This is a genomic window from Pseudomonas sp. P135 (assembly GCF_020312125.1).
Lineage (GTDB): Bacteria > Pseudomonadota > Gammaproteobacteria > Pseudomonadales > Pseudomonadaceae > Aquipseudomonas > Aquipseudomonas fragariae.
This window is the reverse complement of record NZ_JAGPYR010000004.1, coordinates 260,986-275,536: the sequence shown is the minus strand read 5'-3', so window position 1 is coordinate 275,536 and position 14,551 is coordinate 260,986. Positions and strand designations below refer to the sequence as shown.

General features: G+C 60.1%; 11 protein-coding genes. 9 read left to right on the top strand and 2 right to left on the bottom strand.

What is annotated here, in order from left to right; all coding sequences use genetic code 11:
* The first annotated feature begins 91 nt into the window (after window positions 1-91).
* The 9 genes from KBY08_RS08185 (at window position 92) to KBY08_RS08145 (ending at window position 12,088) form a co-directional block, all read left to right on the top strand.
* Window positions 92-448: a DUF5064 family protein gene (locus tag KBY08_RS08185; RefSeq protein ID WP_002552307.1), complete on the top strand. Its 357-nt coding sequence runs from the start codon at window positions 92-94 to the stop codon at window positions 446-448.
* 315 nt (window positions 449-763) lie between these two features.
* On the top strand, window positions 764-2,272 hold the full coding sequence (locus tag KBY08_RS08180) for a sigma-54-dependent transcriptional regulator (RefSeq protein WP_004406678.1): 1,509 nt from the start codon (window positions 764-766) through the stop codon (window positions 2,270-2,272).
* A 170-nt stretch (window positions 2,273-2,442) separates the two neighbouring features.
* Window positions 2,443-4,173, top strand: a complete 1,731-nt coding sequence (locus tag KBY08_RS08175; RefSeq protein ID WP_004406681.1) for a PAS domain-containing sensor histidine kinase — start codon at window positions 2,443-2,445, stop codon at window positions 4,171-4,173.
* Entirely contained in the window at window positions 4,158-4,547 is a 390-nt protein-coding gene (locus KBY08_RS08170; RefSeq protein WP_004406684.1) for a response regulator, read from the top strand. The genes KBY08_RS08175 and KBY08_RS08170 overlap by 16 nt, the downstream gene beginning before the upstream one ends.
* A gap of 9 nt (window positions 4,548-4,556) precedes the next feature.
* The gene (locus KBY08_RS08165) at window positions 4,557-6,674 is read left to right on the top strand and encodes a putative bifunctional diguanylate cyclase/phosphodiesterase (protein ID WP_004406686.1); all 2,118 of its coding nucleotides are present in this window, start codon (window positions 4,557-4,559) and stop codon (window positions 6,672-6,674) included.
* Between the two features lie 325 nt (window positions 6,675-6,999).
* Window positions 7,000-7,383 (top strand): glycine cleavage system protein GcvH, encoded by a 384-nt coding sequence (gene gcvH, locus KBY08_RS08160; RefSeq protein ID WP_011266823.1) that lies wholly within the window; start codon window positions 7,000-7,002, stop codon window positions 7,381-7,383.
* A 10-nt stretch (window positions 7,384-7,393) separates the two neighbouring features.
* On the top strand, window positions 7,394-10,258 hold the full coding sequence (gcvP, locus tag KBY08_RS08155) for an aminomethyl-transferring glycine dehydrogenase (protein ID WP_024660497.1): 2,865 nt from the start codon (window positions 7,394-7,396) through the stop codon (window positions 10,256-10,258).
* Window positions 10,259-10,339: 81 nt separating this feature from the next.
* Window positions 10,340-11,464: a glycine cleavage system aminomethyltransferase GcvT gene (gene gcvT, locus KBY08_RS08150; RefSeq protein WP_024660496.1), complete on the top strand. Its 1,125-nt coding sequence runs from the start codon at window positions 10,340-10,342 to the stop codon at window positions 11,462-11,464.
* Between the two features lie 411 nt (window positions 11,465-11,875).
* A complete protein-coding gene (locus KBY08_RS08145) occupies window positions 11,876-12,088 on the top strand; it encodes a cold-shock protein (RefSeq protein WP_003365337.1) in 213 nt (70 codons plus the stop codon).
* A gap of 128 nt (window positions 12,089-12,216) precedes the next feature.
* Here KBY08_RS08145 and lptG read toward each other — a convergent pair whose 3' ends face one another.
* Together lptG and lptF are read right to left on the bottom strand one after the other, a co-directional pair.
* Window positions 12,217-13,278: an LPS export ABC transporter permease LptG gene (gene lptG, locus KBY08_RS08140; protein ID WP_004406700.1), complete on the bottom strand. Its 1,062-nt coding sequence runs from the start codon at window positions 13,276-13,278 to the stop codon at window positions 12,217-12,219.
* Window positions 13,265-14,392 carry an LPS export ABC transporter permease LptF gene (gene lptF, locus KBY08_RS08135; protein ID WP_003316899.1) on the bottom strand — a complete coding sequence of 376 codons (1,128 nt, stop codon included), beginning with the start codon at window positions 14,390-14,392 and terminating at the stop codon, window positions 13,265-13,267. Before lptF ends, lptG begins: the two co-directional genes overlap by 14 nt.
* Between the last annotated feature and the right edge of the window lie 159 nt (window positions 14,393-14,551).

Sequence of the window (14,551 nt, the reverse complement as noted above, 5' to 3'; positions counted from 1 at the left end):
CATGATGCGCGTGGCACCCTGCGCAAGGCTGAACCGTCCTGTCTCGGTCAGTGTCAGACTGAGCACACTCACCCCTTGATGGAGTCACTTCATGTACGAGCCAGGCCATCTGCACCTCACCCACGTGGCGCTTCAACCGTCGGATATCAGCTATGACATCCACTTGCGCTACAACGTGGAGGAAGATCCCAAGCAAGGCACGTCCATGCACTTCACCATGCAGGGCGAAATCAACGGCAAGCCGTTCGAGGAGCAATTCCAGTTGCCCCGTGACCTTGCCTTCAACTTCGCCCATGACGCGAGTCGCATCGCGATAAGGCACGGCTTGCCCAACTCGGCCGCACTGCCCATCGCCCAGCACAAGGACTATGACCGAATGTTCGCGGACATTCGCGACAAACTCCACGCCAAGTCAGGCGACCCGGTTAAACCGGAGCATCTGGAGTAAGCCAGCGCAGCCGAGGCCTGGAGAACACCAGCGGGCAGTAGCTGGAGGAATCAGGCATCGGAAAACACCATCGTGCCCATGCTCCGCGTGGGTATGCCGTTCTGGACGCTCTGCGTCCTCTCCTGAATAGGCGGCATGGCATAAATCCATGACGCAGAGCGTCACGAAGGGCATTCCACTGGGCCGTGAGGAACGATAGGTGCCTGCAGGAGCGTGAAGAGTGACAGGTGTCTGCAAGGACACCAGCGGATTTCACCAAACCTGCCGCCACAAGGCATACTTGCCGCCTTCTCATTCGCGAACCGTCAACGCCTCATGCGCATCCATGTCAGCTTCATCGACCGCGTCGGTATCACCCAGGAAGTGCTGGCGATTCTGGGTGGACGCAATCTGAATCTGGACGCGGTGGAGATGGTACCGCCCAACGTGTACATCGATGCGCCGACGCTCAGCCATCAAATGCTCGAAGAGCTCAAGGACGCGCTGTTTCGGGTCCGTGGTGTGGAAGCGATCACCGTGGTCGACATCCTTCCGGGTCAGCGTCGCCACTTGCAGCTGGACGCGTTGCTCGCCGCCATGACCGATCCGGTGCTGGCACTGGACAGCGCCGGGCACGTGCTGCTGGCCAACCCGGCACTCATTGCACTGATCGGCAGGGAGCCGGCGGGCGAATCGATCGGTGAGCTGTTCAGCGACCCCAGTCTGCACGTCGCGTTGCTGGAAAACGGCTTTCGCCTGCCGCTGCGCGAGATCACCCTCAATGGTGAAGCACTGCTGCTGGATGCCACGCCGATCACCGAGGCCGGCGCGCTGATTACCCTGTACCTGCCCAGCCGAATCGGCGAACGCCTGTCGGCATTGCACCATGATCACGCCGAAGGTTTCGACGCTCTGCTCGGCGACTCGGCCGCCATCCGCACTCTCAAGGCACGCGCGCAACGGGTGGCGGCGCTGGACGCACCGCTGCTGATTCAGGGCGAAACCGGCACCGGCAAAGAGTTGGTCGCCCGGGCCTGTCACGCCAGCAGCGCACGCCACGGCGAACCGTTTCTGGCCCTCAACTGCGCGGCGTTGCCGGAGAACCTCGCCGAAAGCGAACTGTTCGGCTACGCCCCGGGAGCGTTTACCGGGGCACAGCGTGGCGGCAAACCGGGATTGATGGAGCTGGCCAACCAGGGCAGCGTATTTCTCGATGAAATCGGCGAAATGTCACCCTATCTGCAGGCCAAACTGCTGCGTTTTCTCAACGATGGCAGCTTCCGGCGCGTCGGTGGCGATCGCGAAGTACGGGTCAATGTGCGCATTCTCAGCGCCACCCACCGCGATCTGGAAAAGATGGTCAGCGAAGGCACCTTCCGTGAAGACCTGTTCTACCGCCTTAATGTCCTCAATCTTGAGGTTCCACCGTTGCGCGAGCGCGGTCAGGACATTCTGCTGCTGGCCCGATACTTCATGGAGCAGGCATGCGCACAGATTCAGCGCCCGGTCTGCAGGCTTGCACCCGGCACCTACCCTGCACTGCTCGGCAACCGCTGGCCAGGCAATGTGCGGCAATTACAGAATGTGATTTTTCGCGCAGCTGCCATCTGCGAACACACTCAAGTGGATATAGGCGACCTGGATATCGCCGGCACCGCAGTGGCGCGTCAGAACGACAGCCCGATCGACAGCCTCGAAAATGCCGTCGAAGCCTTCGAGCGGAATCTGCTGGAAAAGCTTTACGCGGATTACCCTTCCACCCGCCAACTGGCCAATCGCCTGCATACTTCGCACACCGCCATCGCTCATCGCCTGCGAAAATATGGAATTCCTGGCAAGCGTTAGTCGATTGAAGTCGCTCATCGAAAATATATTCCGAAAGGATTCATTTAATAACTAGTTTGCCGATAACGATCTGGTATCGTCCATGAACCTCTTATCATCCATTTGAATGGATGTCCGTAGTGTGATTACGGCCGTAATGGCAAAAAGGTCAGGTAGTACCGGGAAGTCATATGCCAACCTCGCCAGTGGACCGCCCGCTTGTCGACGCTCAGTCTCGCGCTGAAAAAATCGTCGAATCTCGCCGTCAGAAAATCCTTCTCAAGACCGGCGCGCTGCAGGACGCAATTTTCAACAGCGCCTACTTCTCCAGCATCGCAACCGATGAGCACGGCGTTATCCAGATATTCAATGTCGGCGCCGAACGGATGCTCGGCTATCACTCCGAGGACGTGGTCGACAAGATCACACCTGCGGACATCTCCGACCCCGCCGAGCTCATCATCCGCGCGGCGGCCCTCAGCCATGAACTCAACACGCCCATCACGCCGGGCTTCGAAGCCCTGGTATTCAAGGCTTCGCGCGGCATCGAAGACATCTACGAACTGACCTACATCCGCAAGGATGGCAGCCGCCTGTCGGCCATGGTCTCGGTCACGTCACTGCGCGACAGCGCCGAAACCATCATCGGTTATCTGCTGATCGGCACCGACAACACCGCGCGCAAGCAGGAGGAAGAAGCTCAGGCCTTGCTCGATCAGCGCTTGCGGGACCAACAGTTCTATACCCGCTCACTGATCGAGTCGAACATCGATGCGCTGATGATGACCGACCCGCAAGGCATCATTTCCGACGTCAACAAGCAGATGATGGCGCTGACCGGGCGCACCCGCGACGAATTGATCGGCGCGCCCTGCAAGAACTTCTTCACCGACCCGGCGAGTGCCGATGCCGCCATCAAGCGCGTGCTCAGCGAGCACAAGGTCAGTGACTACGAACTCACCGTGCGCGCCTACGACGGCACTGAAACCGTGGTGTCCTACAACGCCGCGACCTTTCATGACCGTGACCGCAAGCTAAAGGGTGTCTTCGCCGCGGCCCGCGACGTGACCGAGCGCAAGCGTTTCGAGCGAACGCTGGAAGAAAAGAATATCGAGCTGGAACACGCCAGCCACATGAAGTCCGAGTTTCTTGCCACCATGTCGCACGAGTTGCGCACCCCGCTCAACGCCGTGATCGGTTTCTCCGAGGCACTCAGGGACGGCATGGTCGGCGACATGACCGATGCCCAGCGACGCTACATAGGCGATATCTTCAACAGCGGCCAGCACCTGCTGTCGCTGATCAATGACATCCTCGACCTGTCCAAGGTCGAGGCCGGCATGATGACGCTGGAGCTCGAGTCGGTCGATCTGGACGAACTGCTGAGCAACAGCCTGCTGATCGTGCGTGAGCAAGCCGCCCTGCAACACATTCAGCTGAAACTGGAAACAGAGGCCGAATTCGGTGAGCTTGAGCTCGATCGACGCAAGACCAAGCAGATCGTCTACAACCTGCTGGCCAACGCCGTGAAATTCAGCGAGCCCGGTGGCTGGGTGACGCTGGCGGTGCGTCTGGTGCCGGCTTCCCAGGCAGGTCTTATCGACGGTGACTGGCCGACCTACGGGTTTGCGCTTCCATCCGGTGACTGTGAGCAGTTTCTGGAACTGAGTGTCAGCGACACCGGAATCGGCATCGCCCAAAGCGACATGAACAAGCTGTTCAAGGCGTTCAGCCAGATCGACAGCGGCCTGGCACGCAAATTCGAAGGCACCGGACTGGGTCTTGCGATGGTCAAGCAACTGACCGAACTTCACGGCGGCTGCGTCGCGGTCGCCAGCGTGAAGGACCTCGGCGCACGCTTCGTGGTCTGGCTGCCCATCCGCTCACCTGAATCAGCGGAGGCGCGATGGCCCAGATCCTGATCATTGAAGACAATGCGGCGAACATGCGTCTGGCAGAACTATTGCTGACCAGCGCCGGGCACACTGTGCTGTCGGCCGTCGATGCCGAAACCGGCCTGAAACTGGCTCGCGAGCGTCAGCCCGACCTGATCCTGATGGACATCCATCTGCCGGAAATGGACGGCCTGACCGCCACAGCGCTGTTGAAGAAAGACGCCGGCACCGCCGCGATCCCGGTGGTCGCACTGACCGCGATGGCCATGAAGGAAGACAAGGAGAAGATCCGCCTGGCGGGCTGCAACGCTTATGTCATCAAGCCGTTGCGCTACAAGGAGCTGTACCGGGTCATCGACACACTGCTGGAAAAAAATCTGCCTCAACAGCCCATTACCTGAGCATTCGATATGACCCAGAGCGCCGCGACCATCCTGATTATCGATGACGACGTCCATGTCCGGGACCTGCTGGAGGTTCTCTTGCAGAACCAGGGTTACCGGACACTGACGGCGGAATCAGGCGAGCTGGCGCTGGCCATGATCAAACGACAGGCACCCGACCTGATTCTGCTGGACATCATGATGCCGGGCATGGACGGCTATGAAGTCGCCAGCCAGCTCAAGGCCGAAAAGGGCACCGCCAATATACCGATCATCATGCTCTCGGCACTCGACGACCAGAGTTCCCGTCTTTCAGGGCTGGAAGCGGGGGCCGAGGAATACCTCAACAAGCCTGTGGACAGCGCCGAACTGTGGCTGCGCGTGCGTAACCTGCTGCGTCTCAAGGCGTTCGGCGACTACCTGAAGAGCCACAGCCTGATCCTCGAAGATCAGTTGCAGCAGCGCACCATCGATCTCGAGCGTTTTCGCACGGTAATGGACGCCTCCGAAGACGCGATCTTCCTGATCAACCGCAACACCATGAGCCTGATCGAATTCAACCGCCGGGCCTGCCAGTTGCTGGGCTACACCGCCGAGGAGCTGTCGCACAAGACACCTGCGGAACTGGGCGAGACGTCCATGGAGCAGCTTGAGGTCGTGTATGACCAGATCATCGCCGGCAAAGGCCCCAGCGAACCGCTGGAAACCCAGATTCGCGACAAGAGCGGCCGGGATGTCGAGGTCGAAATCCATCGCCAGGCCTACCGAACCGGCGAGGACTGGGTCATCGTCGGCATCGTGCGCGACATCACCCGGCGCAAGGAAAGCGACCAGCGCCTGCTGACCATGGCCCACTACGACACGCTGACCGGCCTGCCCAACCGGGATCTGTTTTTTACCAGCCTGCAAATGGGCATGACCCAGGCGGCCATCAGTCGCTGGAAGCTGGCGGCATTGACAGTCAATATCGACGGTTTCAAGAACATCAACGAAACCTGGGGGCATGTGCTGGGCGATGAGGTGCTGCTGGAAGTCAGCCGCCGACTGTCGAACTGCCTGAATGCCAGCGACACCCTCGGCCGCGTGGACGGCGATCAGTTCGCCCTGATTCTGATGCTTCGTCCCGGCCAGGCGGATACCCGGCAAACGCTCGAACGCATCCGCAACGCATTGCGAGCGCCCTTCCGCATAGAAGGCCAGAGCCTGGTCATGACCGCCAGCATCGGCATTGCCCTGTACCCGGAGGATGGCGAAGACTCGCGCGAGCTGATCAGACATGCCTACACCGCCATGAACAGCGCTCGAAAGATCGGCCCGGACAACTACCGGTTCTATACGCCGCAGATGAACGCCGACGTTTCGGCCCGTCTGGACCTTGAGGCCGCGCTGCGCGAAGCGGTGCGCAACCAGGCATTCGAAATCGTCTACCAACCCAAGCTGGACCTGAACAACGACCGTATCTGCGGACTTGAGGCGCTGTTGCGCTGGCCACGCCCTGGTCATCCAGGCGTTTCGCCTGCCGTATTTGTCCCCGTACTGGAAAGCCTCGGCCTGATCGGTGAAGTCGGCAACTGGGTGGTCGACAGCGTCTGCGCCCAGATTGCGCGCTGGCAACGCTCCGGATTGGGCTCGTTTCAGGTCGCGGTCAACATCTCCGGGCAACAGATTTCCAGCAGCAGCCTGGTTGCCGACATCCGTCAGGCCCTCGAAAAACACAATGTTGCGCCGCAGTGGCTTGAGGTCGAGCTGACAGAAAGTTCGTTGATGGAAAATACCGCACACACCATCGCCACCCTGGGAGCACTGCGAGCCAACCGCGTGAGTATTTCCATCGACGACTTCGGCACCGGCTATTCAAGCCTGGCGTACCTGCGCCGCTTTCCTATCGACAAGCTGAAAATCGACATCGCATTCATTCGCGAGGTGACCAGCAACCCACAGGACGCGGCCATCGCCAGAGCCATCATCGAGCTGGCTCACAGCCTCGACCTGCAGGTGATCGCCGAAGGGGTTGAAACCCCAGAGCAACTGGCGTTCCTGCGCGAAAACCATTGCGATCAAATTCAGGGCTATCTGATCAGCAAGCCATTACCGCTTGAAGAGCTCGAGACGTTTTTGTGCTCACCGGCAAGCCGCGTCGGGTAACTGCCGACGCGCTAGCGACGGGTTCCGGGTGATAGCCATTGGTAGCCGGGTGCAATCATGCCGGCCCGATCGTAACGAAAACGCTCCACCGTAACGATTTCGCTCCAAAACAGCTCACTCCCCATGCATCAAGGCCTTGATCAGTCAGGTATTTTCAAATACCTGACGACCGTAGCGTTTTCGCTACACCCGATATCGACAAGCGTAGCCAAAGAACATACAAACCATTGATTTAAAAAGGAAAATAAAACATGGCCGCTAAATTGCTAGGTCATGGCTCATATTGTTCGCGTGCTGCGCGAGCCCTGTTCTCCGAGGAGTTTGTATGAGCGATTTGCGATTCACCGTTGACCATGAATGGCTGCGTGCCGAAACCGACGGCAGCGTGACGGTCGGCATTACGCCCTACGCACAGGAATCGCTGGGCGATGTGGTCTTCGTGCAGCTCCCGGAATTACAGGCCTACACTCAACACGCTGAAGTGTCGGTGGTGGAATCGGTGAAGGCCGCCAGCAGCATCAACATGCCGCTGGACGGTGACGTCGTCGAGGTCAATTCCGCCCTCGATGCCACGCCGGAGCTGGTCAATGAAGATGCCCTCGGTGCGGGCTGGTTCTTTCGCTTCGTTCCACAAGACGCCAACGCCATTCACGGCCTGCTGGATCAGGACGCCTACGACCGCCTGATCAAAGCCAACGCCGAAGCCTGAGGAGCACGCCATGACTGACCGTATCGAACTGACCACTGCCAACGAATTCATTGCCCGTCACATTGGCCCGCGCGCGGCTGACGAGCTGGCCATGCTGCAAACACTGGGTTTCGATTCCATCGAAGCGCTGAGCGAAAGCGTTATCCCGGAAAGCATCAAGGGCACCAGCGTTCTGAACCTGCCTGCCGGGCAGAGCGAAGCCGATGCACTGGCGTCCATCAAGGCCATCGCCAGCAAGAATCAGCTGTTCAAGACCTACATCGGCCAGGGTTACTACAACACCCACACGCCAGCACCGATTCTGCGCAACCTGTTGGAAAACCCGGCCTGGTACACCGCTTACACCCCCTATCAGCCAGAGATTTCCCAGGGCCGCCTGGAGTCATTGCTCAATTTCCAGACACTGATCAGCGACCTCACCGGCCTGCCGATTGCCAACGCCTCTCTGCTCGACGAAGCCACCGCCGCCGCCGAGGCAATGACCTTTTGCAAACGCTTGAGCAAAAACAAGGCCAGCCAGCAGTTTTTCGCGTCCAGCCACTGCCACCCGCAAACCCTGGATGTGTTGCGTACTCGCGCCGAGCCGTTGGGCATTACCGTGGTCGTGGCCGATGAGCACGAGCTGGGCGATGTCAGCGATTACTTCGGCGCGCTGCTGCAATACCCGGCCAGCAATGGCGACGTGTTCGATTACCGCGAGCTGGTCGAGCGCTTCCATGCGGGCAACGCACTGGTTGCCGTGGCTGCCGACCTGCTGGCCCTCACCCTGCTGACCCCGCCAGGCGAATTCGGCGCTGACGTAGCAATCGGTAGCGCGCAACGCTTCGGTGTGCCACTGGGCTTCGGTGGCCCGCATGCGGCCTACTTCTCGACCCGCGACGCGTTCAAGCGTGACATGCCGGGCCGTCTGGTCGGCGTGTCGGTGGACCGTCACGGCAAGCAGGCCTTGCGCCTGGCCATGCAGACCCGCGAACAGCATATTCGTCGCGAAAAGGCCACAAGCAACATCTGCACCGCACAGGTGCTACTGGCCAACATCGCCAGCATGTACGCCGTCTACCATGGTCCGCGCGGCCTGACACAGATCGCCAATCGCGTTCACCAGCTGACCGCGATTCTTGCCGAAGGCCTGAGCGCGCTGGGCCTGAAGGCCGAGCAGGCATTTTTCTTCGACAGCCTGACCCTGCACACCGGCGACAGAACCGCTGCACTGCATGCCGCCGCACGCGCCAGGCACATCAACCTGCGCGAAATCGATGACCAGCGTCTGGGTCTGTCACTGGACGAGACCACCTCGCAGTCGGCCGTCGAAACGCTGTGGGCAATCTTCGCCAGCGACGGCCAGAGCCTGCCGGACTTCGCCGCGCTGGCAGACAGCGTGCAGTCGCGCCTGCCGGCCGGGCTGTTGCGTCAGTCAGCGATCCTCAGTCATCCGGTGTTCAACCGCTATCACTCGGAAACCGAGCTGATGCGCTACCTGCGCAAGCTGGCCGACAAGGACCTGGCGCTGGATCGCACCATGATTCCGCTGGGCTCGTGCACCATGAAGCTTAACGCCGCCAGCGAAATGATCCCGGTGACCTGGGCCGAATTCGGCAACCTGCACCCGTTTGCTCCGGCCGAGCAAAGCGCCGGCTACCAGCAACTGACCGATGAGCTGGAGGCCATGCTCTGTGCGGCCACCGGTTACGACGCGATCTCGCTGCAACCGAACGCCGGCTCGCAGGGCGAATACGCCGGACTGCTGGCGATCCGCGCCTATCACCAGAGCCGTGGCGACGAACATCGCGACATCTGCCTGATCCCTTCCTCGGCGCACGGCACCAACCCGGCGACCGCCAACATGGCCGGTATGCGCGTCGTGGTGACCGCCTGTGATGCACGTGGCAACGTCGACATCGAAGACCTGCGCGCCAAGGCCGTTCAGCATCGCGACCAGCTTGCGGCGATCATGATCACCTACCCGTCGACCCACGGCGTGTTCGAAGAAGGCATTCGCGAAATCTGCGGCATCGTTCATGACAACGGTGGCCAGGTGTACATTGATGGCGCAAACATGAACGCCATGGTTGGCCTGTGCGCACCGGGCAAGTTCGGCGGCGACGTGTCGCACCTCAACCTGCACAAGACTTTCTGCATCCCCCACGGCGGTGGCGGCCCGGGCGTTGGCCCGATCGGCGTGAAATCCCATCTCGCCCCGTTCATGCCCGGTCATGCCCGCATGGAGCGCAAGGAAGGCGCGGTCTGCGCGGCACCGTTCGGCAGCGCCAGCATTCTGCCCATTACCTGGATGTACATCCGCATGATGGGCGGTGAAGGCCTCAAGCGCGCTTCGCAACTGGCGATTCTCAACGCCAACTACATCTCGCGCCGTCTGGAGGAGCATTACCCGGTGCTCTACACCGGCAGCAACGGCCTGGTCGCGCACGAGTGCATTCTCGACCTGCGCCCGATCAAGGACAGCAGCGGCATCAGCGTCGACGACGTGGCCAAGCGCCTGATCGACTTCGGCTTCCATGCCCCGACCATGTCGTTCCCGGTCGCCGGAACACTGATGATCGAGCCGACCGAGAGTGAATCCCGAGAAGAACTGGACCGCTTCTGCGATGCCATGATCAAGATCCGCGAAGAAATCCGCGCAGTTGAAAACGGCACCCTGGACAAGGATGACAACCCGCTGAAAAACGCGCCGCACACCGCTGCCGAAATCGTCGGCCAGTGGAGCCATCCTTACAGCCGCGAACAGGCGGTGTACCCGGTCGATTCACTGATCGAGAACAAGTACTGGCCTCCGGTCGGTCGTGTCGACAACGTCTTCGGCGACCGCAACCTGGTCTGCGCCTGCCCGTCCATCGAGAACTATCAGGAAGCGTGACAGCCGCTGCCTGGCACTGCCTGATTGCGCTGCACGCACAGGCAGTGCCACCGGTATGACCCGCTCAACAAGGAATCGAACATGTCCACAGAATCACTGCTGACCACTCCCCTGCACGCCCTGCACCGCGAACTCGGCGCGAAGATGGTGCCCTTCGCCGGTTACGACATGCCTGTTCAATACCCGGCGGGCGTAATGAAAGAGCACCTGCACACCCGCGCTCAGGCCGGTCTGTTCGATGTCTCGCACATGGGCCAGATTCGCCTCACCGGTGCAGACGCCGCCAAGGCGCTGGAAGCCCTGGTGCCGGTAGACATCATTGACCTGCCGGTCGGCATGCAGCGTTACGCGATGTTCACCGACGAGAACGGCGGCATTCTCGATGACCTGATGGTTGCCAATCTCGGTAACGACCAGTTGATGCTGGTGGTCAATGCGGCCTGCAAGGATCAGGACCTGGCGCACTTGTGCAGGCACCTGGCCGGGCATTGCAAAATCGAACCACTGTTTGAAGAACGCGCCCTGCTCGCGCTGCAAGGGCCTGCCGCTGTAACCGTACTGGCACGCCTCGCCCCGGAAGTCGCCAAAATGACCTTCATGCAGTTCAACAGCGTCACGCTGCTGGGCGTCAAATGCTATGTCAGTCGCTCGGGCTATACCGGCGAAGACGGCTATGAAATTTCGGTGCCTGCCGAACAGGCTGAAGCCCTGGCACGTCGCCTGCTGGATGAGCCGGAAGTGGCCCCGATCGGTCTGGGTGCACGTGATTCGCTGCGGCTGGAAGCCGGTCTGTGCCTGTACGGCCATGACATGGACACGCAGACCTCGCCGATCGAGGCCAGTCTGCTATGGGCGATTTCCAAAGTGCGTCGCGCCGACGGTGCGCGTGCAGGCGGCTTCCCGGGAGCCGAGCGCATCTTTGCCCAGCAACAGAGCGGTGTCAGCAAGAAGCGAGTCGGCCTGCTTCCGCAGGAGCGCACGCCCGTGCGCGAAGGTACCGAGATCGTCGATGAACAGGGCGCGGTCATCGGCACGGTATGCAGCGGCGGCTTTGGCCCTTCGCTGGCTGGCCCACTGGCCATGGGTTATCTGCATAACGATTACACGGCGCTGAATACACCGGTGTGGGCAATGGTGCGCGGCAAGAAAGTCCCCATGCTCGTTGCAAAAATGCCTTTCGTTGCGCAACGTTACTTCCGCGGTTAAATAGCGGCGTCAAAAAAACAGCAACACTTCGGTGTTGCTGGGGCACTGTTCCCCTGCAGTGTTTCGTGAGTATTTCAGCCGCGTGAACAGCCTGTCATATATGCAAAAAATGCACCTATAAAGTGCAAAATGTTATGACGGATCAAACACCGTGCACACCATGCAAACACTGCAGGTATAAGGCCAAAGCCCCGAAAACAGGGAGCCAGGCAAGGGGGTTGTATTTGCAACGAGAGTTGGCGTAGAGTTTCCGGACTGTGTTTGCATGGGTCGCCGAATCTGGACCTGGGCAGTAGCTCTAGGTTTGCTACAACCCGTTCTACGTTTCTTACTTCCTGCAACCAGCCCCAGTGCTCTTTCATGCGAAAGAGGCTGTAACCAATTCAAGTCAAGCGTCAAGGAAATAAGAAAATGGCTGAACGTCAGAGCGGTACCGTCAAGTGGTTCAACGACGAAAAAGGTTTTGGTTTTATCACTCCTGAGAGCGGGCCGGATCTGTTCGTACACTTCCGCGCTATTCAGGGTAACGGCTTCAAGAGCCTGAAAGAAGGCCAGAAAGTTACCTTCGTTGCAGTTCAGGGCCAGAAAGGCATGCAGGCTGACGAAGTTCAAGCCGAAGGCTGAGAACGACGCACCACGCATTTACAAGAAAGCCTCTGGCAGCGATGCCAGAGGCTTTTTTGCATGCGGGATTAGCAAGCGCCCATGAAAAAGCCGACCCGGGGGTCGGCTTTTTCAGTCCGGCTGATGCATTACCCGGCCCGGCGTAACAGAAGTACTCCGGCCAGCGCACAGGCGGCAGCTGGCAGCAGCACCGCCAGCAACGGCGGGAAACCGAACAGCAGGCTCGATGGACCGAGCAGGTCCTGAATGATGCGGAAGGTAAAGCCCACCACTACACCCGTAAATACGCGCTGCCCCAGGGTAACCGAGCGCAGCGGGCCGAAGATGAACGAGATCGCCATCAACACCAGCGCGACGGTCACCGCCGGTTGCAGGACCTTGGTCCAGAACGCCAGCCAGTAGCGGCCATTGCTCAAACCCTGATCAGCCAGGTAATGCGCGTAGCTCCAGAGGCCGCTGATGGACAGCGACTCGGGCGGCATGATTACCGTGCTCAGCAGTTGCGGGCTCAACGCCACGTCCCAACGCTCGACCGGGGTGTTGATGACCTCGGTGCGGCCGTCATTGAAGTGCGTGGTGGTGACGTCCTTCAATTCCCAGTAATCGGTCTTGAAGTTGGCTTCTTTGGCAAAGCTGGAGGTCTGCATGTGGCGCTGGTCATCGAAACGATAACGTGTCACACCGAGCATCAGGCCATTGGGCTGTACCGTGTTGATATGGATGAACTCGTCACCCTGGCGGTGCCACAGACCATGGCGGGCGCTCTGCGCATCACCTGAGCCCTGGGCCAGCGAGCGCGCGGCCTGAGCCTGGTTCTCGGCATAGGGAGCCACGTACTCGCCGACCAGCACGCCTGCGATCATCAGCACCAGCATGGGCTTCATGACCGCCCAGACGATGCGCCCGATGGACACGCCCGCCGCACGCATGATGGTCAGCTCACTGCTGCTGGCCAGCGTACCCAGACCGATCAGGCAACCGATCAGGGCGGCCATCGGCAAGGTGTCGTAGACGCGACGTGGCGCCGTCAGCATGACGTAGCTGAGCGCATCCGCCAGTGTGTAGGTGTCGCTGATATCGCCCATCTCGTCGATGAACGCGAACAGCGAGACCAGCCCCAGAATGATGCCCAGAACCGCGAGAATCGCCAGCAGGACGCTTTTGCCAATGTATCGATCAAGCTTGACCACGAGTCACCTCCGTGACGCTGCGACGACTCGCCATCTTCAGGCGCAGAGGCTCCCAATAGAACAACAGCAGTCCGATGGACAGGTAGATGGCATGCACCCACCACATCCCCAGGCTGAGCGGCAGCTTGCCTTTCTCCAGCGAACTGCGCACCGAAATCAGAATGGCCAGGTAAGACATATACAGAAGGATCGCCGGCAGCAGTTTCAGGTAACGGCCTTGACGCGGATTGACCCGTGACAGCGGGATGGCCATCAAGGTCACGATGAACACCGACAGCGGCAGCGAAATACGCCACTGCAGCTCGGCCACGGAACGCGGTGCCGGGTTGCCGATCAGCTCGCTGGTCGGAATGGCTTCACGGTCGGTGATTTCCTCACTGATTTCCGGCTTGGGCAGCATCGCCCCGTAGGTGTCGTACTTGATCACGCGGTAGTCGGCAGCCCCCGGATTGCCGTCATAGCGATAGCCGTTCTCGAGGATCAGGAAGCGACTGCCATTGGGCCGTACCTCCTGGTGGCCCTTCTCCGCGACCAGCACGGTGATGCCGTTGTCCTTGCTCTTGTCGCTGGACATGCGCTTTTCCGAGATGAACACGCCGGCCAGTTGCGAGCGGTCTTCCGACAGCTCCTTGGTGTAGGTGATACGCGTACCGTCACGCAGCGCCTGAAAACGGCCCGGCACCAGCGTGTCGAACTCGGTCATGGCGTCCTGCTGATTGATCAGCAACGAAAATTGCGTCGCACCCTGCGGAGCCAGGCTGAAGCTCAGCCAGGCGACCAGCAGACCCACCAGCGTGGCCGGCCCCATGGTGATAGCCAGCAGGCGCTGCTGACTCATGCCGGTTGCGGCCAGCACGGTCATCTCGCTTTCCAGATACAGGCGTCCGTACGCCATGAGGATGCCGAGGAACAGGCCCAGCGGCAGGATGACCTGCAGAAAGCCCGGCAGGCGGAAGCCCATGATCAGGAACAGTACGCCAGGATCGAGCGCACCGGACGCGGCCTGCGCCAGGTACTTGATGAAGCGCCCGCTCATGATGAACACCAGCAGTACGGCGCTGACCGCACTCAAGGTAAGCAGCACTTCTCGGGACAGATAACGGAAGACAATCAAACCAGACACTCCAGAGTTGTCAGGCTCAGGCAGCCAAACAGGGAAAATTTGTGAGCCACGGCAACCAGAGCTTCACGCCGACAAAAAGCGTGGGCCTCAAAAAATATGCGGCATTATCCTGTGATTGTGTGTTTCTGTCACTGCGCACCGGGGATAGTT

What these genes read in the sequence shown, in the direction of transcription:
- gcvP (WP_024660497.1), top strand. Translation starts at nt 7,394, where the DNA reads ATGACTGACCGTATCGAACTGACCACTGCCAACGAATTCATTGCCCGT.
- KBY08_RS08170 (WP_004406684.1), top strand. Translation starts at nt 4,158, where the DNA reads ATGGCCCAGATCCTGATCATTGAAGACAATGCGGCGAACATGCGTCTG.
- gcvH (WP_011266823.1), top strand. Translation starts at nt 7,000, where the DNA reads ATGAGCGATTTGCGATTCACCGTTGACCATGAATGGCTGCGTGCCGAA.
- KBY08_RS08165 (WP_004406686.1), top strand. Translation starts at nt 4,557, where the DNA reads ATGACCCAGAGCGCCGCGACCATCCTGATTATCGATGACGACGTCCAT.
- gcvT (WP_024660496.1), top strand. Translation starts at nt 10,340, where the DNA reads ATGTCCACAGAATCACTGCTGACCACTCCCCTGCACGCCCTGCACCGC.
- KBY08_RS08185 (WP_002552307.1), top strand. Translation starts at nt 92, where the DNA reads ATGTACGAGCCAGGCCATCTGCACCTCACCCACGTGGCGCTTCAACCG.
- KBY08_RS08175 (WP_004406681.1), top strand. Translation starts at nt 2,443, where the DNA reads ATGCCAACCTCGCCAGTGGACCGCCCGCTTGTCGACGCTCAGTCTCGC.
- KBY08_RS08180 (WP_004406678.1), top strand. Translation starts at nt 764, where the DNA reads ATGCGCATCCATGTCAGCTTCATCGACCGCGTCGGTATCACCCAGGAA.
- KBY08_RS08145 (WP_003365337.1), top strand. Translation starts at nt 11,876, where the DNA reads ATGGCTGAACGTCAGAGCGGTACCGTCAAGTGGTTCAACGACGAAAAA.